The organism is Paeniglutamicibacter sp. MACA_103 (assembly GCF_045798555.1).
Taxonomy (GTDB): Bacteria; Actinomycetota; Actinomycetes; order Actinomycetales; family Micrococcaceae; genus Paeniglutamicibacter.
Window position 1 is genome coordinate 81,630 of the sequence record NZ_JBIXLN010000011.1, and the last position, 19,572, is coordinate 101,201.

At 65.9% G+C, this 19,572-nt stretch carries 19 protein-coding genes; 12 read left to right on the top strand and 7 right to left on the bottom strand.

Annotation, left to right across the window (positions count from 1 at the left end):
• Positions 1 to 9: 9 nt before the first annotated feature.
• Genes ACIPVK_RS07325 through ACIPVK_RS07345 form a run of 5 tightly spaced genes read left to right on the top strand, consistent with a single transcriptional unit; the run spans position 10 to position 4,105 of the window.
• Entirely contained in the window at positions 10 to 969 is a 960-nt protein-coding gene (locus ACIPVK_RS07325; protein ID WP_407611305.1) for a membrane dipeptidase, read from the top strand.
• Positions 969 to 1,802 carry an ABC transporter ATP-binding protein gene (locus ACIPVK_RS07330; RefSeq protein ID WP_407611306.1) on the top strand — a complete coding sequence of 278 codons (834 nt, stop codon included), beginning with the start codon at positions 969 to 971 and terminating at the stop codon, positions 1,800 to 1,802. The genes ACIPVK_RS07325 and ACIPVK_RS07330 overlap by 1 nt, the downstream gene beginning before the upstream one ends.
• Positions 1,799 to 2,650, top strand: coding sequence for an ABC transporter permease (locus ACIPVK_RS07335; protein ID WP_407611307.1), 852 nt, complete (start codon positions 1,799 to 1,801; stop codon positions 2,648 to 2,650). Before ACIPVK_RS07330 ends, ACIPVK_RS07335 begins: the two co-directional genes overlap by 4 nt.
• A gap of 13 nt (positions 2,651 to 2,663) precedes the next feature.
• Entirely contained in the window at positions 2,664 to 3,758 is a 1,095-nt protein-coding gene (locus ACIPVK_RS07340) for an ABC transporter substrate-binding protein (protein WP_407611308.1), read from the top strand.
• On the top strand, positions 3,755 to 4,105 hold the full coding sequence (locus ACIPVK_RS07345) for a RidA family protein (RefSeq protein WP_407611309.1): 351 nt from the start codon (positions 3,755 to 3,757) through the stop codon (positions 4,103 to 4,105). Before ACIPVK_RS07340 ends, ACIPVK_RS07345 begins: the two co-directional genes overlap by 4 nt.
• Positions 4,106 to 4,203: 98 nt before the next feature.
• Here ACIPVK_RS07345 and ACIPVK_RS07350 read toward each other — a convergent pair whose 3' ends face one another.
• The 6 genes from ACIPVK_RS07350 to ACIPVK_RS07375 all read right to left on the bottom strand — a co-directional run bounded on the left by ACIPVK_RS07350 (position 4,204) and on the right by ACIPVK_RS07375 (position 10,541).
• Positions 4,204 to 5,037, bottom strand: coding sequence for a metallophosphoesterase (locus tag ACIPVK_RS07350; RefSeq protein ID WP_407611310.1), 834 nt, complete (start codon positions 5,035 to 5,037; stop codon positions 4,204 to 4,206).
• Positions 5,034 to 5,765 (bottom strand): tyrosine-protein phosphatase, encoded by a 732-nt coding sequence (locus ACIPVK_RS07355; RefSeq protein WP_407611311.1) that lies wholly within the window; start codon positions 5,763 to 5,765, stop codon positions 5,034 to 5,036. The genes ACIPVK_RS07350 and ACIPVK_RS07355 overlap by 4 nt, the downstream gene beginning before the upstream one ends.
• Before the next feature lie 516 nt (positions 5,766 to 6,281).
• Positions 6,282 to 7,658, bottom strand: a complete 1,377-nt coding sequence (locus tag ACIPVK_RS07360; RefSeq protein ID WP_407611312.1) for an MFS transporter — start codon at positions 7,656 to 7,658, stop codon at positions 6,282 to 6,284.
• A 630-nt stretch (positions 7,659 to 8,288) separates the two neighbouring features.
• On the bottom strand, positions 8,289 to 8,678 hold the full coding sequence (locus ACIPVK_RS07365; protein ID WP_407611313.1) for a VOC family protein: 390 nt from the start codon (positions 8,676 to 8,678) through the stop codon (positions 8,289 to 8,291).
• A gap of 10 nt (positions 8,679 to 8,688) precedes the next feature.
• Positions 8,689 to 9,831 carry an alpha-D-ribose 1-methylphosphonate 5-triphosphate diphosphatase gene (locus ACIPVK_RS07370; RefSeq protein WP_407611314.1) on the bottom strand — a complete coding sequence of 381 codons (1,143 nt, stop codon included), beginning with the start codon at positions 9,829 to 9,831 and terminating at the stop codon, positions 8,689 to 8,691.
• A complete protein-coding gene (locus tag ACIPVK_RS07375; RefSeq protein WP_407611315.1) occupies positions 9,825 to 10,541 on the bottom strand; it encodes a GntR family transcriptional regulator in 717 nt (238 codons plus the stop codon). Before ACIPVK_RS07375 ends, ACIPVK_RS07370 begins: the two co-directional genes overlap by 7 nt.
• A gap of 194 nt (positions 10,542 to 10,735) precedes the next feature.
• Between ACIPVK_RS07375 and ACIPVK_RS07380 the strand changes: the two genes are divergently transcribed.
• From ACIPVK_RS07380 to ACIPVK_RS07410, 7 genes are all read left to right on the top strand, one after another.
• Entirely contained in the window at positions 10,736 to 11,689 is a 954-nt protein-coding gene (locus tag ACIPVK_RS07380) for a phosphate/phosphite/phosphonate ABC transporter substrate-binding protein (protein ID WP_407611316.1), read from the top strand.
• Complete coding sequence (phnC, locus tag ACIPVK_RS07385) at positions 11,686 to 12,510, top strand: phosphonate ABC transporter ATP-binding protein (RefSeq protein ID WP_407611317.1); 825 nt, start codon at positions 11,686 to 11,688, stop codon at positions 12,508 to 12,510. The genes ACIPVK_RS07380 and phnC overlap by 4 nt, the downstream gene beginning before the upstream one ends.
• Positions 12,507 to 14,180, top strand: coding sequence for a phosphonate ABC transporter, permease protein PhnE (phnE, locus tag ACIPVK_RS07390; protein ID WP_407611318.1), 1,674 nt, complete (start codon positions 12,507 to 12,509; stop codon positions 14,178 to 14,180). Before phnC ends, phnE begins: the two co-directional genes overlap by 4 nt.
• Positions 14,156 to 15,223: a zinc-binding dehydrogenase gene (locus ACIPVK_RS07395; protein WP_407611319.1), complete on the top strand. Its 1,068-nt coding sequence runs from the start codon at positions 14,156 to 14,158 to the stop codon at positions 15,221 to 15,223. The genes phnE and ACIPVK_RS07395 overlap by 25 nt, the downstream gene beginning before the upstream one ends.
• Before the next feature lie 73 nt (positions 15,224 to 15,296).
• On the top strand, positions 15,297 to 15,965 hold the full coding sequence (locus ACIPVK_RS07400) for a phosphonatase-like hydrolase (RefSeq protein ID WP_407611320.1): 669 nt from the start codon (positions 15,297 to 15,299) through the stop codon (positions 15,963 to 15,965).
• Positions 15,966 to 16,108: 143 nt separating this feature from the next.
• Complete coding sequence (locus tag ACIPVK_RS07405; RefSeq protein WP_407611321.1) at positions 16,109 to 17,056, top strand: CHAD domain-containing protein; 948 nt, start codon at positions 16,109 to 16,111, stop codon at positions 17,054 to 17,056.
• Between the two features lie 138 nt (positions 17,057 to 17,194).
• Positions 17,195 to 17,809 carry a TMEM175 family protein gene (locus tag ACIPVK_RS07410; RefSeq protein WP_407611322.1) on the top strand — a complete coding sequence of 205 codons (615 nt, stop codon included), beginning with the start codon at positions 17,195 to 17,197 and terminating at the stop codon, positions 17,807 to 17,809.
• A gap of 8 nt (positions 17,810 to 17,817) precedes the next feature.
• Here the strand turns inward: ACIPVK_RS07410 and ACIPVK_RS07415 are convergent, their stop codons facing one another.
• Positions 17,818 to 19,257 carry an MFS transporter gene (locus ACIPVK_RS07415; protein WP_407611323.1) on the bottom strand — a complete coding sequence of 480 codons (1,440 nt, stop codon included), beginning with the start codon at positions 19,255 to 19,257 and terminating at the stop codon, positions 17,818 to 17,820.
• Positions 19,258 to 19,572 lie beyond the last annotated feature (315 nt).

Genomic DNA, 19,572 nt, shown 5'->3' on the forward strand with positions numbered 1-19,572 from the left:
GGAAACGGCATGTATTTGGATAGCTTGATCTGTTCGCGCCTGGACCGGGCCGGCCTGCAGGACCTGGTCGACGGCGGCGTCCGTTGCGCCACGGTGACCTGCGGCTTCTGGGAGGACGCCACCGAATCCATGGATTCACTGGTCTCCTGGCACCGGCTCATCGCCGAAAATTCCGACCTCGCCGGGCTCGGCACCAGCGCCGCAGAGATCGAGGCCATCGCGGCCGACGGCCGCGTGGCCATCATCCTGGGGTTCCAGAACAGCGCCTTCCTGCAGGGGCGCCTTGGCTACGTCGAGATGTTCCACAAGATGGGAGTGCGCGTCGCCCAGCTGACCTACAACATCCAGAACGACATTGGCGGCAGCTGCTACGACCCCGTGGATTCGGGGCTGACGCGGTTCGGCGAGGAAGCGGTGGGGGAAATGAACCGCGTGGGCATGGTCGTGGACCTGTCCCACGTCGGAAACCGCACCTCGCTCGACGCCATCGAAGCCTCCTCCAAGCCCGTCGCGGTGACCCACGCCAACTGCTCGGACCTGGTTGAGCACCCGCGCAACAAGCCCTCCCACGTGCTGAAGGAACTTGCGACACGCGGCGGCATGGTCGGGCTGACGACCTACCACAACATCACGCGCGGCTTCAATGCGACCCCCGACGACTGGGCCGTCATGGTGGCCAAGACCGCCGACCTGATCGGTGCCGGGAACATCGGCATCGGCACCGACGACAACCAGGGCGGGGACGCCGCCTACCTGGCGTGGATGCGCAACGGGCGCTGGAGCTTCCGCACGCAGGAGGGCGCAAGCGTCGGCCCGGGACTCGCCGGCGGCGTCAAGACCGAGTGGTACCGGGGTCCCGGCGACTTCCAGGTCTTCGGCCCGGCCCTGCGCCGCGTGGGATTCAGCGCCGACGAAACCGACAACATCCTCTGGGGAAACTGGAACCGCTTCTACAAGGAGGTCATGTAATGACTGCCGCACTCACGGAGTTGCCGGCCACCCAGGCCACCGCCATCTCGATCCAGTCCGTCACCAAGCGCTACCACCGGGCCGGCAAGACCATCCACGCGCTGGCCGAGACCTCGCTGGACTTCGAGGCCGGGAAGTTCATCTCGCTGATCGGTCCCAGCGGCTGCGGGAAGTCCACGCTGCTCAAGATCATGGCGGGGCTCGAAACCGCCACCTCCGGGCGGGTCGTGATCGACGGGAAGACCCTGACCGGGCCGCAGGACGGCGTCAGCGTCGCGTTCCAGAAGCCCACCCTGCTGCCCTGGCGCAACGTCATGGACAACCTGCTGCTGCCGATCCAGATCTCCGGCAGGAAGATCGATGCCGAACTCAAGGACCGCGCCCAGCAGCTCCTCAAGGTCATGGGCCTGGAGGACTTCTCCGGCCACTACCCCCGCGAGCTCTCCGGCGGCATGGAACAGCGTGCAGCCATCGCCCGGTCCCTGATCTCCCGGCCCAACCTGCTGCTGATGGACGAGCCCTTCGGTGCGCTGGACGAGTTCACCCGCGAGGACCTCAACGACGAGCTGCTCTCCCTCTGGGCCCGCGAACCCAAGACCCTGGTTTTCGTCACGCACAGCATCTCCGAGGCCGTCTTCCTCTCGGACCAGATCGTGGTCATGAAGGCCCGCCCCGGAGCGGTCCACGAGGTGATCGATGTGCCGCTGGCGCGTCCCCGCCACCGGGACATCCGCAACAGCCAGGAGTTCTACGACCTCATCCGCACGGTGCGGCTCAGCCTCGAAGAGGCCAAGTCCGGCCACGACGCGCAGCAGAAACGGAAGGCATCATGAGCATCCTCGAGAAGACACCGAAGCTCGAGCGGCCGGGGGCCATCACCACCACGGCGGCCGACGAGTTGCCGACCCGGCTGGCCCTCATACTGAAATCGACGTCGTTCCGCGCGGGCGTCATCGCCCTGGTGCTGCTGGTCGGCGGGTTCATCCTCTGGAATGTCTCCACCAAGAACGAATGGGTCTCGCCCCTGGTGATCGCACCGCCAGACGAGGTCGGCAAGGCGCTGCAGGACATGTTCGCCACCGGGGCGGTGTGGAAGAACCTGGGGGCCACGGCCTACGTCACGCTCATCGGGTTCGTCGTGGCGACCGCCGCCGCGCTGCTGGTCAGCTTCATCTTCGTCTTTTCGGAGTCGCTGCAGAAGGCCATCTACCCGTTCCTGGTCATCATCCAGACCTTCCCCAAGGTCGCCATCGCCCCGCTGATCATCGCTTCCTTCGGCTACGGCCTGCTGCCCAAGGTCGTGCTCGCCGCGTTGATGGCCTTCTTCCCGGTCCTGGTCAACGCCATGGTCGGCCTGACCAACATCAACGCAGACCAGCTCAACCTGTTCAAGTCGATGCGGGCCAACACCTGGCAGGTGCTGTTCAAGCTCCGGATCCCCAACGCCATCAGCTACATCCTCCCGGCCCTCAACACGGCCCTGGTGCTGTCGCTGATCGGCACCATCGTGGCGGAGTTCGTCTCCGCCCGCCAGGGCCTGGGCTTCGCCATCCAGTCGGCGACACAGACCGGCAGCGTCGCAACCACCTATGCGCTGCTGCTCGTGCTCGGTGTCTTCGGCGCCATGATCTGGGTCGTCATGGCCATCCTCAACCGCGTTTTCAAGAACTACAAGCAGTAGGAAAGGACCAACCATGAACATCAAGAATCTCGCAGCGTCCTCGGCCGCGCTGGCCCTGGCCATCGGACTCACCGGATGCGCAGGCTCCGCCACGGAAGCCGACGGCCTGGACAAGGTCACCTTTGCCGTGGCCGACCAGTCGCTGAGCGCCACCTCGGCCAGCTACGCCACGGTCCCCGGATCCATGGGCTACTTCAAGGAGGCGGGCCTCGAGGTGGAGATGCAGCCGGTCGAATCCGCCCTGGCGGCGATCCAGTCGGTGGCCTCGGGCAACTCCTTCTGCACCTACGCCTCGACCTACAACGCGCTCTCCGCCATCAAGGACGACCCGAACCTCGTGATCGTCGGAACCACCACCGGCAACATCTTCCGCGTCATCTCCCCCGAATCGCTGGGCATCAAGACCTCCAAAGACCTGACTGGCAAGAGCATCGGCGTCTCCTCGCTGACCTCGATCGCCACCGACATCGCCAGCATCGGCATGCGGTACGACGGGGTGGAGCCGGATCCCAACCAGTTCCTCGCCGTGGGCTACGGGGCCCAGACCGCACAGGCCTTCAAGAACAACGACATCCAGGCATACTCCGGATTCGACGGACCCAACATGGTCATCGAGTCACTGCTCGGTGAACCCGTGGTCAACGTTGCTTCGGCGGCCGACTCGATGACCGGGACCTCCTCGCTGGTGTGCCGGGCCAAGGACGTAGCCGAAAAGCCGGACATGGTGTCGGGACTGTGGACGGCGTTCTTCAAGGCCCTGGTCTTCTCCCAGGAAAACCCGGAAGCCGCCGTGAAGATGCACTGGGAGAAGTTCCCGGCCAGCAAGCCGACCCAGGGCGACGAGGCAGAGAACCTGAAGATGGCCACCGGCCAGTTGGCATTGCGGATGAAGACCACGGCACAGGTCGGTTCCGCCGGCCACTATGGCGAGCAGACCGACAAGGACATGCAGCGCCTGATCGACGACGGCCTCGAGGGCGGAATCCTCGAGGGCTCGGGCTCCGACTACGCACTGGAAAAGATGTTCAACTACGACCTGGTCGACGAGTACAACGACTTCGACGCCAAGGCGGTCATCAAGCAGGCCCGCGAATGGCAGGGCAAGTGAGTCCCGCGGCCCCAAACCCGCCCATGTTCTCACGCGTCGGCGAGATCGTGTGGACCGGCGGCCACCTGCCCCGGCTCCCCGACGGCACCGTCCCGGCAACCTTCGCGGAGCAGGTGACACTGGTGTTGGCGAAGGTCGCCCGGACGCTCGAGTCTGCAGGTTCCGGGGTGGACCGGCTGGTCAAGGTCAACGCCTACCTGTCCGACATCGACAACCTTCCGGAGTTCAACGACATCTACTACGGGTTCCTGGCCGGTCACCCGCTGCCGCCGCGCACATCGGTGGAAGTGACCCGCTTCAGGGATGCGTCCATGCTCGAAATCGAGGTCGTCGCGCACTCCAATTAGCGGCTGTCGGGGTTGGGATCCGGGTTCGCTGAATCCGGATCCCAACCCCGATTTTTCCGTCTCTCGCCGGCCGAGGTCCACCTGACAATGCGGGATCATCAGAGCAAGGCCGGTTGCCTTGCAGGGACCGCGACCTCGCGGGACATGACTGCCGCTGGCCTTGGCCCCTGTACCGGCGTGGCGGACAGCTGCCCGGCACCGACCTTGATGACGCTGAACCAACTGGTGTCCAGGTCGTGGACCTGGCCGTCGGGCGCCAAGAGGTTGTGGTTGTAGGAGACTGCCGGGCCGATCCAGACCGGAATGGATCCGAGGCTTCCGAAAGTGGGCAGGTGGTAGTGGCCGCAGAGGATGCCCTTGACATCGCTGCCGGCCAGCACGGCGGCCAGTTCCTCGGGGCGGGTCAGTCCCCGGCCCGCCAGGGCCGGCAGGACGGAGTCGATCGGCGGATGGTGCAGCGCGAGCACCGTCCCGCGTGGCGCGGGTATCGCCAGCACGGCACGCAGCCAGTGAAGCTGCGGCCGGCTGAGCCGCCCTGCCGACTCGCGGAACCCGTGGGTGTCCAGCCCAATGATCCGCAAGCCCCCGTTCATGTGCACCGTGTCGGCGGGATTGGGGCCGCTGGCGATGCGCTTGCGGTTGAACGTCGCACCCACCGAGCCGGCCGGGTCGTGGTTGCCCGGCACCACGATGACCGGGCACCGCAGTTCCCTCGCCGCGTGCTCAAACAGCTTGGCCGCACCGGCATGGACCTGCGCACCGCGGTCGGCAATGTCTCCAGTCACCACGACGGCGTCGGGGGAAAAGCGGGCGGCGGCCTCCAGCGCCTCGGCGGTGCGCGCCCAGGTGTCGATCCGCCCGTGCAACAGGGCTCCGCCTGCCAACAGGTGGGTGTCCGTCACGTGCACCAGGGTGAGGTCGTTTGCGCTCATACGTCGGGGCCGGCTTCCTCCGCGGCGCCGGGACCTGCCAGTTCCTCGCGCAGGATGGTCAGGTCGGCGGGGTCCAGCCCGTGGGCCAACAGGTAGCAGGCGGCGGAGCCGAAGCGCGCTTCGACCATGTCCAAGGCTTCATCCAAGGCGGCGGCCGGGCTGTCCAGATGCAGGTGCAGCGCCGCCTGCAACTCCGCGCTGTCCCCCAGCGCACAGGTCAGCTCCTGGTTCACGCGCTCGCGGTATCCGGCAGGTAGGTCCCGGGCGCTGCGCGCATAGTCGCCAAGCAGGATCTGGCGCGGCACGCCCGCGACCTCCAGCACCAGGGCCACCACCAGGCCGGTGCGGTCCTTGCCCGCGGCACAATGCACCAGCACGCCTCCCGGCAGGCCGGCGGCGACGGCGCCCACCGCCTTGGCGATTTCCGTGCCCCGGGTGGTGAGCAATCGGCAGTAGACGTCCTCGATGGCCGTGGCCACGGGCAGCGGCCCGAGGTACAGCGGGACCGAGACGTGCTCGGCGCCTTCGGGGACGTAGCCGCGGCGTTCGGCAATTTCGAACGGCTCGCGCAGGTCCACGACCGTACCAACCTCGAGGGAGTTCAGTTGCCGGATGCCCTCTGGTTCAAGTCCGCTGGGGGCAGCGGACCGGAACAGCCGACCCGCGCCGGCGGAGGGGACCCGGCGCAGGTTCGGCACCGCGGTGGTGGCTTCCATGGTGCGGGGCATACCGGACTTTCCTCAATGACTTGCCTCGTTTCCCTCCAGTGGGAAACCTGCTGGACATTGATTCAAGCTTGGCCACATGACCGATTGGTTAACATCCGACCACCCTCCGGTGGCCCAACGGTCAAGTCTTTGTCGCCGACTTCGTCAGCGTCAGCGTTCAGTGCCGAAATTCCCGGCTGCGGCCGCATGACGGCCGTAGTCCAAATGAGACAGCCCTGTCCATGCCTGCGGATACCGGCTGTACGATCTCCACGACATGGGCGGGACAAACAGGCCGACCTGGCACCATCCCGACTGCTCCGCAGGCAGCCATGCGTCGGTGACGTCCGAATTCTCAAAGCATCGGTACGTGTAGGAATCCGTGGCTACGATTTACAGATAGTGGGCCCGTGAACTCCCCGCCGGCCCTGCAGCTCGCGTCCCTTCCCTGCCAGATGCCACCCGTGGCCTGAAGCGCGCGCACGTCGTCGTCGGACTTCATTCAGTCCAGTTGGAACCGCCTGAACCGTCTAAGCTTTAGCGAGCTTCCGCTGATTCGTTCTCGCTGGTTTCTACGGACGTTGAGACGGTTCCGCCCCTCTTCGTTGCGCGGGACCGAACCATCAGCGTTGCCAAGCCGGCGAGCACGAGCGGAACGGCGAGCACCATGAAGTATCCGGACACCCCGAGGCCGGTCAGAATGAAACCACCGAGTGCCGAACCGACAATCGAACCCAGCCGGCCAATGCCGATTCCCCAGCCGGTCGCGGTGGCCCGAAGCTGGGTGGGGTAGGCATTGGCGATCAGGTAGTTCAGCGCGAGTTGCTGCCCTCCGATACCAAAACCGGCCAGTGCAATCAGGATGAAAACGACAGTGAAGTTGGATCCTGCAAGACCCAGGCCCAACGCGACAACGATGCCGGTGGCAAACATGCCCAACAGCAGTTTCCTGGCATCCACCTTCGGCAACAGGATGGACAGCGGGATCGCGAACAGGATGAATGCCCCGTTGACTGTCACGGTTCCCATGGCAGCCTGCGAAGCTTCGAGCCCGAGCATCTTGAGGGCGGTTGGCATCCAGAGAAGCAGCAAGAACCAGGCGATCCAGTTCAGCAGGTATGTAGCGAAGACCGCGATGGTGACCGTGCGGTACTGGGCCGAGAAGAGTGCGGCAATGGAGCCGCGCGCTTCCTTCTTGTCATCGGTAACGAGCACGGCGTCGGCTTCGAGGGTGTGGCCCGAAATGCTGGACATGATCTTTCGAGCGTGAGTGTCCGCATCTGCCGTGCCCTTGTTTGCAAGGAACACCGGGGATTCGACCAGCCCCTTCAGGCTCATCAGCAGAAGAGCCAGCGGAATGATGCCGCCGATGAAGAAGATCCCTCGCCAGCCGACCACCGGCAGCCATGCGGCAGCAACCAAGCCACCGATCAGTGCACCGCCTGGCAGACCCAGAAGTACCAAGGTCATGAACGTGCCCCGGCGGTTCTTTGGACTGAACTCTGCAGTCAGGGCCAACAAGGCAGGCGTGGCCCCGCCCATGCCTAGGCCGATCAAGAAGCGAAGCAGCACGATTTGCTCGAGCGACTGAGCGAAGGCACCGGCCAAGGAGAACACACCGAAAATCGCAAGCGCCAGCAGAATCGTCTTCTTGCGGCCAATCCTGTCACCGAAGGTTCCCAGCGTGATGGCGCCCAAGGCCATGCCTATGGTGCTGGCAGTGATCACCCAGGTCATATCTGTCGCCTGTAGCTGGAAATCTTCTGCGATGGATGGGCCGATGAAGGCAATCGACTGGGTATCGAACCCGTCCAGGAGCGCGATCACAAAGCAGAAGACTATAACAGTCCATCGCTTGCGGCCCATCGGGGTGGTGTCAATAACGTTTTGGACGTTATAGGAACGATTTTTCACGAGGCATACTTTCTTACCGAACGAGGTCTTGCCGACACGCCAGTTAGGCACGGCAAAGTGACGTAATTCATGGGAGATTTTCGTCAAGCTTGCCGCAGGTTCACAATTAAGAGAAATATATAGATTGGTCAGATTAAGACCTTCTAGATATATGATCCGAATTCAGTCTGGAACTCGGGGGAATAGCACTCATCGGTGCAAGCCAGAACGCTCCCACCATTTTGGGGAACTCGTCAATTGTGGCGTTTCGGTCGATGAGCGCATCGGCATCCTGCGTTGTCACCGGGTCGTGATCCAAGCGCCAATCCACGGTTGAGCCACCCTCCTGATTGGAGGTTCCTCGTCTAGTTCTGATATCAGCAGATCCGTATCGTCAGCTGCCGGCTTGGGATCGACATGCCGAGCGCGCGAATCACGGGATTGCTGGATCAGCATGGATTGGATCCCCATGGGAAGGCCTGGTTCGGAGTCCTTACTCATCAGATCGTGCGCAACTATTCTGCGTAACTGTCCCAAGTCATAAAAAGGATGTGAGCGTCGGTGCGAAAGTCCTGGAGGCAAAGACGGCGGGCTGAACCATCCAGCCATCAGTGCTGCTGCTCCCGCAGACGAGCGGAAACGTCGTCGTGGCTAGGCGCGTTGCTGGTCCACCGGCGGGTGCTCGGCCACGCAGAACAGGTTTCCTTCCGGATCGGCGAGGGTGGTCCACTGGACGTAGGGCACCTCGTCGAGAACGTCCCACTTGTGCGTGGCGCCGAGCCCGATCAGGCGCTGGACCTCGGATTCCCGCGAACCCCATGGGACGGTGAGGTCCCAGTGGGCCACCTGATTCTCGGCCCGCGGCGTGGTTCCCGGCTGGAAGAACATCCCGAATCCTCCCGCCCCGTTGGGCGGCAGGTAGACGCTGTCCCCGCCGGCCGAGCGTTCGGCTCCGGTGACCGCCGCCCAGAACGCGGCCAGGGCGGTGGGATCCTCGGCCTCCAGGTTGATGGCGCCGAGGGTGATTGCATGGTTTGTCATGGGTGCAAGACTACGCCGCGGCACTCAGCGTTTGGATCACCCGTGGACGAGCGTGCGCATCGGCAACCAGGACCACGTCCGCCCGATATCCCGCTTCCAAGACGCCCCGGTCGTGCAGTCCCGCGGCCACCGCGGGATTCACGGTGACCATGGCGATGGCCGCCGGAAGCGTTGCGTGGCCCAGCCGGGCAAGTTCGAAGGCGGCGGAAAGCAGGCTCGAGGGCAGGTAGTCCGAGGCCAGGATATCCAGCACTCCGGCCCGTGCCAGCTCCAGGGCCGAGACGTTCCCCGAGTGGGACCTCCCGAGCAGCACGTTCGGCGCCCCGGCGACCGTGGAAATTCCCCTCATCGATGCGTGCCGAGCCGCCTCCAGGGTCGTGGGAAACTCTGCAATGGATGCGTTGCGTTCGATGAGCTCGTCGACTTCCTTGGGAGTCACGGGATCGTGGCCCATGAGCCTGATGGACTTGGCCGCGGCCAATTCTCCAAGCCAGGCCAGGGTCTCGACCCTGAAAGGCAGTTCCTCGTCGCGTTCGGAAATCAGCCGATCCACGTGGTCGGCCGCCGACCTGGCATCCATGTGCTGGGCCTCGCGCAGCCAGCGTTCCATCACCGTTCGGTCGCGATACTGACCTTGCCCCGGGGTGTGGTCCTCGTAGGAGACCAGCGGGATGTGGCCCGTGCCGAGTCGTTCGCGGAACATCTCAACGCCGCCGCGGCAACGCACATCGAGGCGGTGCAACACCCGGTGATCCATCCGCGGATCCCGGTAGTTGTTCACCGCGTCGTGCACGTCCGGTGCCCGGGGCGAACCAATGGGAATCCCGACGGCGGACTTGAGCTGGAAGGACACGGCGTGGAAGGCGGTGGTGACGCCAGCTGCCAGCAGGTTGCCCTCGGCCGCCTGCATTGCCAAGTCGATGGGAAGAAAAGCACCCGGGCGGGGACGGTATTCCCTGGCCAGGGCGTCGCTGTGCAGGTCGACGAGGCCCGGCAGGCAGAGCATGCCGCGGCCATCGATGTCGGCGCGGAAGCCGGCCGGGTGCGAACGCACCTCCTCGATTCTCCCGTCGACCACACTGATGAGCCGGTCCTCAAGGATCCGGTCCCCGGCGAGCGCCCGGACGTGCCCCAGGGTGTAGGTGGCTACCACTTGCCCACCTCGGTGACCACGTCAAAGACGTCCGGGCGCAGGTAGCTTTCCACGTATTCAAGTTTCTGTCCGGAATCGGCGCAGGACACGAGTCCGCGCAGCAGGATCTGCGGCGGGCGTCCGCGCAGGCCCAGCGCCTCGGCGACCTCGGGCGGCGGCGAGGCGAGGCGGCTTTGGCTCCATTGGCGCACCGGCGTGTAGCCGTAGACCCGGCGCAGCACGGCATCCAGCGAATCGTCGGAGGCCATCGACGCGGCAAGGCGCGGCACCCCGGCCGCGGGCAACACCGAAGTTGCCGTGCTTACGGGTGCCCCGTCGATGAAGCGCACGCGCTCCAGCACCGTCACCTGGGCGCTGGCCGCCAGACCGAGGATTTCCCGTTCGGTCGCATTGGCCGGGCGCGTCACGGGCTTGCTGTTCTCGGTGCGCGGTTCCGCGCCTGCTGCCCGCACGGTTCGCGTGAAGGACGGGGCAATGTCCGGGCCGATCCGGTATTCATAGCGTCGCGTGCGGAAGGTTCCGCTGCCCTTGACCCGCCGGATCAGCCAACGACGCTCCAGCTCCTCCAGCGCGGCCCTGATGGTCTGGCGGTTGACACCAAACTGAGCTCCCAGAACATGCTCGGACGGCAGCGGGCGCTGCGGTGGAACATCCGCATACTGCTCCAAGATCTGTTGGGACAACTTGAGATAGGTGGCTTCTGCTTGCATATCCAGATCCTAGCCCAAAATCCGAGAAATTCCTTATGAAACAAGGGAACCAACGTTAGGTGAACATTCAACAAACGACCCCAATCTGTCTAGACAAATTCCTTTTCCGGCGGTCATGCTGAATACGAACGCGCCACCGAAGCCCGACTTCGAGGCCCTGCCCAAACCCCACACCGCAGAACAGGTTTCCCCCCATGAAACGCAAAGCACTCGCCATGACCGCCGCACTGGCAGCAGCCACCCTGCTCACCGCATGTGCCCCGGCCGAACCCGAAATCAACGCCGCCGGATTCCCCGCCGAAATCGTCATTGGCGCCATCCCAAACGAAAACTCCGCCGACCTCACCGGCACCTACGAGCCGTTGATCCAGATGCTCGAGAAGGAAACCGGCTCCACGGTGAAGCTGCAGCAGGCCAGCGACTACGCGGGCATCGTCGAGGGCATGATCGCCGACCGCGTGGACATCGCCTTCCTCGGCCCGTTCTCCTACGTCATCGCGACCACCAACCAGGCCGACATCAAGCCGCTGGGCGCGCTGGCCGGGGAAAAGGGCGAACCCTCGGGCTACCACGCACTGGGCATCACCCAGGCCGGGAACACCGGGGTCAACGACATCAAGGACTTCGCCGGCAAGGACACCTGCTTCGTCGATCCGGGCTCCACCTCCGGGTTCCTCTACCCCTCGGCCGGGCTCATCCAGGCGGGGGTTGCCGCAAGCGGCAAGGAAGCTGACATCAGCGCCGCGCTGAAGCCCATCTACGCCGGCGGCCACGACGCCTCGGCACTCTCGGTGAAGAACGGCGACTGCGAGGTCGGCTTCGCCATGCAGTCAATGGTCGAGGAAACGCTGCCGGGCAAGGGCGAACTGGCCGAAGGGGACCTCAAATCGGTCTGGACCTCGGAAAAGATCCCGGGCTCGGTCTTCGCCGTCCGCAACTCCCTCGGCGATGAAACCACCAACAAGCTCACCTCGCTGTTCACCGAAAAGGCCAACGCCGACTACTTCGAATCCCAGGGCTACTGCGAGGCCGAGGACTGCCTGATCACCGGCGAACACGCCTGGGGCGTCGTGCCGGCCACCGACACCGACTACGACGGCATCCGCACCGTCTGCGCCGCCACCAAGTCCGAAAAGTGCGAATCATGAGCCTGATGCAAGGGACCCACGTCGAACCGGGGCATGACATGGCACCCGAACCCGAAATCGCCATCGACGCGACCGGGCTGCGCAAGAGCTTCGGCGAAACCCACGCCCTGAAGGGCGTCGACCTGCAGGTGGCCAAGGGAGAAATGACGGTCCTGCTGGGTCTCTCCGGATCCGGCAAGTCCACCCTGCTGCGCTGCCTCAACGGACTGCACCCGCTGACCGGCGGCGAGGCCACGGTGCTGGGCGAACCCGTGCACAAGACCAGGGCCCGGCGGCTGCGCGCACTGCGCTCGCGCGTGGGCTTCATCTTCCAGCACTTCAACCTGGTCGGGCGGCTGTCCTGCCTGGAAAACGTGCTGATCGGGTCGGCGGGGCGGATCCGCGGACCGCGCTACGGCCTGCTCAGCTACACCAAGGCCCAGCGCCGCGAGGCCCTGGGTCTCCTCGAACGCGTGGGGTTGGGCGAACTGGCCTTCCAACGCGCAGATGCGCTCTCCGGCGGCCAGCAACAGCGCGTTGCCATCGCCCGGGCCCTGATGCAGAAGCCCGAGCTCATCCTGGCCGATGAGCCGGTCGCCTCCCTGGACCCGCAGAACGCCGCAAACGTCATGGACCTGCTCTTCCAGGTCTGCCTGGAAAACCGCATCACCGTGGTGTGCACCCTGCACCAGGTGGACCTGGCCCTGAACTGGGCCCACCGGATCGTGGGCCTGCGCAACGGCGAAAAGGTCCTGGACGAGGCCACCTCCACCCTGACCAAGGAACGCGTGCTGGATGTCTACCGGCAGCTGGATCCGGGCGCGGGTGCCACCACCCCATGATGCCCACCGAGACCCGCCCCGCCGCACCCTCGAAGCCGAACGACGCCCCGGCACCCGGCCGGCCGGCGACATTGCTGCCCCCGGTCACCCGCGAAAAGACGACCCTCTGGCTCCTGCTCGCGGCCTTGGTCCCGCTGACCCTGGCCGGTGCCGGCCACATCGAGTTCGACCTGCGCGCCCTGGGCGGCGGCTTCAGCGACGTGGCAAACCTGCTCGCGCGCATGCTCCCGCCCGATCTCAGCGATCCCCCGCGGATCGGCGAGCTGCTGCTCGAAACCCTCATGATGGCGCTGCTGGGCACCGTGCTCGCCACGCTCATCTCCGTCCCGCTGGCCTTCCTGGCCGCGGCGAACACCACCCCGCACCCACTGGTCCACCGTGCCGCGCGCATGGTGATCACCATGTGCCGTGCCATCCCGGACCTGGTCTTCGCGGTCCTGTTCGTCCGCGCCCTGGGCATCGGCGTGCTGCCGGGCATCCTGGCCCTGGGCCTGCACTCGGTGGGCATGATGGCCAAGCTCTTCGCCGACGCGATCGAGTCCTCCGAGGCCGGACCCCGCGAGGCGGTGCGCGCCACCGGCGCCGGACGCCTGGGCGAGCTGGTCATGGGCGTGCTGCCCCAGGTGGTCCCCGCCTGGTTGGGCACCTTCATTTACCGCATCGACATCAACCTGCGCACCTCCGTGGTGCTGGGCTTCGTCGGCGCCGGCGGCATCGGCTTCGCCCTGCAGGATTCCCTGCGCGGGCTGATGTACGAAAGCGCCATGGGGATCGTGTTGGTCATCCTGCTGGTCATCGCCGCCATGGAGCTGGCGTCCATCGCGCTGCGCCGCACCCTGCTGAACCCCGTGGGTTCCGGGCCCGCACCCCGGGTCATTGATCCGGGCTCGGCCGTCAGGCCTCCGTGGACCAGTGACCGGCTGACCCGCAGCCTCGCGGGCCTCGCCTTGTTCGCCGCAATAATTTATTCCTTCATCCACCTGCGCATCAACCCGCTGACGCCGCTTTTGGGCTTCGGCGAACTCGCCGCGGTATTCGGCCGGTTGCTGCCGCCCTCGATCGAGGGCGTGGAGGAGTTGCTGCTGACCGCGGTGGTGGAAACCCTTGCGATCGGGTTGGTGGCCACCGTCATCGGGGCCGTGCTTGCGGTGCCGGTGGGCATCCTTGCCGCCTCCAACATCTCGCCCTCGCGTCCCGTCTATGCCGCGGCGCGCGCCGTGGTGCTGGTGGTGCGGGCCATCCCGGAGCTGATCCTGGCCGTCATCTTCGTCGCGGCGATCGGCCTGGGACCCATGGCGGGCGCCATGGCCCTGGCCGTGGGAACCATTGGCTTCTTGGGCAAGCTGGTCGCCGACTCCATCGAGGAAATCCCGGTGGGTCCCCTCGAGGCGGTGCGCGCGGTCGGCGGCGGATGGTGGGACACGCTGCTGAATGCGGTGATCCCCCAGGCCCTGCCGCAACTGGTGGGGCACGCGATGTACATGCTGGACGTGAACATCCGCACCTCCACGGTGCTGGGCATCGTGGGCGCCGGCGGCATCGGGTTCCTGCTGATGGAATCGGTGCGCACCCTGAACTTCAACGTGGCCGGAACCATCATCCTGATCATCTTCGCCATTGTCTTCATCATCGAAAGGCTGTCCGCATGGATACGCAAACACGTCGCCTGACCCTGGGCGCGCAACTCTGGACCGGCGGGCGGGACTTCCAGGCCCGCACCCTCGAGCTGCCGGAACTTGCCGCCGGCGAGGCGTTGGCCAGGATCGACCTGGCGACCGTCTGCGGATCCGACATCCACACGGTCTCCGGGCGCCGCCCCGGGCCCTTCCCCTCGATCCTGGGACACGAGGCGGTCGGCACGATTCTTGCCACCGGTCCGGGCGGGGTCCGGGATTTCCAGGGCAAGGAGCTGCACGCGGGCGACCGGGTCATCTGGAGCGTGACGGTTTCCTGCGGACAATGCGACAGGTGCACCGCCGGGCGCACCGCCAAGTGCAGGTCCCTGCTCAAGACCGGCCACGAACCGCTCGACGGACCGTGGGGGATTTCCGGCGGATACGCCTCGCACATCCTGCTGCCGCGCGGCATCACCCTGGTCTCGGTGCCCGATTCGGTCACCGATGCGGCGGCCGCACCCGCGGCCTGCGCCACCGCCACCGTGATGGCGGTGCTCGAGGCCGCAGGCGAATTGCGCGACAAGCGTGTCCTGGTCAGCGGCGCGGGGATGCTGGGCATCGTCGCCTGCGCCGTGGCCCGGCACCGCGGGGCAGCAGCGGTTCAGGTGCGGGATCTGGACCCCGAGCGCCTGAGCCTGGCCCGCGCATTCGGCGCCACCGCCACCCGGCGCGCCGACGAGGAAAGCGCAGCCGGTGTCCATGACGTGGCCGTGGAACTTTCCGGGGCCCAACCCGCGGTCCTGGCCTCCCTCGATGAGCTGGATACCGGGGGCCGGCTGGTGCTGGCAGGCTCGGTCTCCCCCGGGCCCGCCGTCGCCCTTGACCCCGAACGCCTGGTGCGTTCGCTGCTGTCCATCACCGGCGTGCACAACTACGAACCGCGGCACCTGCAGCAGGCCATGGATTTCCTCACCGAAACCCGGGACGTCCACGACTGGGACTCGCTGGTGGCGCCGCCGGCCCCGGCCACGGCACTCGGCTCGCTCATGAGCCCTCCGGCCGGCGGCATCCTGCGCAACTCGGTGACTTTCTTCTAGCTCCGGCCCCTGCAGGTTCCGCCCGCCGCTTTCGTGGCGGGCCATAAATCCACGAACACCAAGGAAAAGAATCATGATCGAACTAGTGGTGCTGGACATGGCCGGCACAACCATCAACGAGCACGGCGATGTCTACAAGGCCCTGGCCCACGCGGTCACCTCGGCCGGGGCAACCCTCACCCCGGAGGACCTCCAGGCGTGGATGGGGGCGGACAAGACCGAGGCCATCGCCGCCCTGCTGGAACTCGGTGGCGTCGCGGCCGACCCCGCACTGGTGGAGCAGCAATTCGCCGCGTTCCGCCGGCACCTGTCGGAGGTGTACGCCGAAAACCCGCCCGTGGCGCTGCCCGGCGTCGAGGCCGCTCTGGCCGAGCTGAAGGCCCGCGGCATCAAGATCGGGTTGACCACCGGGTTCTCCCGCGACGTGGCCGCACCAATCCTGACGGCCTTGGGCTGGGGCATCGGCGAAGGCCAGCTGCTGGATGCCGTGGTCACCAGCGACGAGGTGGCGGCCGGGCGGCCCGCGCCCTTCATGATCCACCGGATCATGGAGGCAACGGGTGTGCATGATGTCCGTGCCGTCGTGGCCGGCGGGGATACCGTGGTCGACCTGCTCACCGGACGAAATGCGGGTGTGCGCACCCTGGGCGTGCTCACCGGGGCGCTGGACCGCGAACAGCTCGAGGCCCACCCCCACGACTGGGTGCTGGACGGAGTGAAGGACTTGCCCGGCGTCATCTAGGCGGCTTGGGTGGGCTCGCCCCTGCCGGGCCCCGGTCCGCATCTGTCCGGGTTGGCCTCCGGGTTCTAGAATCGGGATGGACGCAACCGGGACGTGCCTGCGGAGGCTGCCCGCGTATGGGGTTCCGGGAAAGGACACAGACCATGGCCGATGCCCGGGGACCCGCCGACCCGCTGCGGCCCGGGCGCGGCTCCGGTGCACGGGCGAGGCGCGAAAACGGGTCCGTCCGGGATGTGGCCATCGGCTACCTGGACGGCCAGGTCACCGAGTTGCTTACCCAGGATCCCGAGGTTCGTTCCGGAAGCCCGGAGGCCGTCCACGACATGAGGTCGGCAACCCGGCGGCTGCGCTCCGCCCTGGAAATCTACGCCGGTATTTTTGACCCACATGCCACGGCAGATCTTGGGCACGAGTTGAAATGGCTGGCCAAGGTTCTTGGCCGTCCCCGGGACGCCGAGGTCGTGCGCGAACGACTCCGTGCTCGAATCGCTGAACTGCCCAAGGAATCGGGAACCGAACGCGTTGCCGGGCCCATCGAGCAAAGAATCGGCGCGGCGTACGATGTCGCTTACGCCAGGGCCCGCAAGGCCCTGAAATCCAAGCGCTACCACCGGCTGCTGGAGGACCTCGGGGACTTCCGCGACCATCCCCCGGCCACGGACAGGGCCCGCCGAACGGCCATTTCCGCGGCAGCCGGACTGGTCAACCACCAGGCCAGGATCGTTGACCGCGCTCACCGGGCCATGGTGCGATCCTCACCCGGGCACGCTCGCGACGTCGCGCTGCACCGGCTCCGCAAGGCCACCAAGCGACTGCTGCACGGGGCCGAATCCGTCGCCGGGATCTACCCGAAACACGCCCTCACCCTCGCCCGAACGGCCCGCCGGCTACAAAGGATCCTGGGCAACCACCAGGACAGCGTGATGACCCGGGCGTTCCTGGATTCCCTCGCAGCGGACCCGGACCTGCCCGCAGATACCCAGCTCGCCTGCCGCCGGATTAGTGACATCGAGGAAGACATCGCGCGGACCGCGGCGAAGACGTACGCCAGGACGCGAAGGAAGTCGCCGGCGCTCCGGCTGCGCCGCTGACAAACAGGCCTGCCAGGCACCGTCCGCCCTGCCCTGGAATAAAGTGCGCAAAAAACGCGCCACGCACCAAGCGCTGTGGAAGTATCGGGACCAGCAATTTCACGCAGGAGCAGGTATCGGGAAAGGAAGCGGCCGGGCATGCGCACCAGCCGCTTGGAGGCATTCAGTGATGGCGTATTGGCCATCATCATCACGATCATGGTCCTGGAACTCAAGGTCCCGGACGGCCACGACCTGGCCTCGCTCCTCCCGGTCATCGGTTCCAGCCTGCTGACCTACCTGCTGAGCTTCGTCTACATCGGCATCTACTGGAACAACCACCACCACATGTTCCAGGTCACCGAGAAGATCACCGGCGGAGTCCTCTGGGCCAACCTCCACCTGTTGTTCTGGCTTTCCCTCCTGCCGTTCAGCACCGCCTGGATGGATGAAAGCTCACTGGCCAGGACGCCCGTCGTCGCCTACGGCATCAACCTATTGGCGGCGGCCGCCGCCTACCTCATCCTGCAGCGCGTGATCATTCGCGGGCAGGGTGCCGACTCGGCGCTCAAGCGCGCCATGGGACGGGACTTCAAGGGCAAGGCATCCCTGGTGCTCTACACCGCCGGCGTGCTCACCGCGTTGCTGGGCGGAGAGCACGACAGGATCTTTGCCTACGTCGGCGTGGGGCTCTTCGTGGTCGTCGCCATCCTGTGGCTGGTCCCGGATCGCCGGATCGAGCGCAACCTCGGCGCGGGGCATCAACCCGCCTGAGCCGGCGTTCAGGACTCCTCGTCGGAAATGGCTTCCACGTCCTGTTGGCCCTCCGCGATCGGCGCGCTCTCCGGAGCCGTGGCATAGGCGACCGAGAGCCGCCGGTACGACCGCGTGGTCAAGGCTGCGAGCCCCAGGAAGATCGAGGCGATGCCGGACACCAGGAACACCAGCGCGATCCCTCGGGCGTTCCCCTCCCCCAGCAGCCAGCCCCAGCTTTGCTTGCCCTGCTCGGATGCCATGTAGGGAATGATCCAAAACTCGGCCAGCGGCGCAATCATGAACGCGGTGATCGGGGCGGCGGCCGACTCGAAAGTCATGGCGAAGCCGAACACCCTGCCCTGGATCTTGTACGGGACCACCTTCTGGATCACGGTCTGCTCCGCTGCCTCGACTGCGGGGATGAGCATCATGTAGATCCAGATGCCCAGGGCGTAGAGCCACCACCATTCGCGGATCGTGAAGGTCGCTCCCAACACGCCGCTGAAGGCGACCATGATCAGCATTGTGCGGATCGGGTTCTTGCCCAGCCCGAACTTGGCCACCAATCCGCCGCCGATCAGGAACCCGGTGGCCGTCACCCCGAGCACGACGCCCCAGATCTCCACCGGGAAGATCGTCAGGCCATAGGGGTCCATCAGCGCCATGAACACGCCTCCGGTCAGGTTGTTGAACGTGGTGAACAGGATCAGCGCGAACAGGCCCTGGGTCGCGTGGACCGCGGCGATCCCGGCGCGCAGCTCGGCGAAATTCTCACGTCCCTCGGCGCGCACGATCTTGGGCTCCGGAATCCTCAGGAACAGCAGGTGCACCAGCACCGCCCCGCAGGCCACGAGCGCAATGATGATCGTGCCGCCCATGCCGAGGAACCCGATGGCCAGGCCGCTGAAGACGGAGGTGATCATGAACGCGAGTCCCTGCACCGTGCCCACCAGGCCGTTGGCGTTGGCCCGGCGGTCCGCGGGCACCAGCAGGGTCACGGTGGTGGACAGTGCGATGTTGCGCAGCTGCTCGACCACCGCGCCGATGAGCACCACGAGGGCAAAGAGCCAGAACCAGATCCCCGTCAGGCTCATCAGCTCGGCCTCGGGAACCAGCATGAACATCGCCCCGGCCACCGCGAAGCAGGCCACGGTGAACAGCGTGGAGCCCACCATCACCGCGTGCTTGCGGTAGCGGTCGACCAGGACGCCGAAGAACAGGCCGAAGAACGCGACCAACAGCATGTAGGTGCCACCAATGAGGCCGGTGGCCAGCACCGAACGGGTCTCCAGGTACACCCAGAAGGTCAGGGCAAACCAGAGAAAACTGGTGATCACGTTCGCGAGGGCCGTATTGACCAGCACATGCATGAACGTGCGGTGCCCCGCTTTTGGTGGCGTCGCGTTGGTGGCGGTTTGCCTGTCGGTCGTTCCTACGTCCGCGGAGGACGGATCTTCCTGCGACATGTTCCAAGCCTAGAACCGGGGACCGATGCTTCGGTAGGGGTTAGACCGGCAAGAATGGCTCGTTCCCCGCTGCCCCCAGGCCTTCCGCGCAGACTGCCCAAGCCGCGGGCCTTCGGGGTGACCTTGCTGAAGCTTACGGGCGCGAGAAGCTGTAAGCAATATTAAGCAGCCCTTGCCTTCCCCGAGCATGCGCGCCCGACAATGTCCGACATTATCGGCCTGATTTCGGCCTCGGCAGCCAGGTCCTCTTGCCCCCGGTCACTTAACGTTGCTTAACGCTGAGCTGTGGTCTGTAATGGTGATCACACGCCAAGG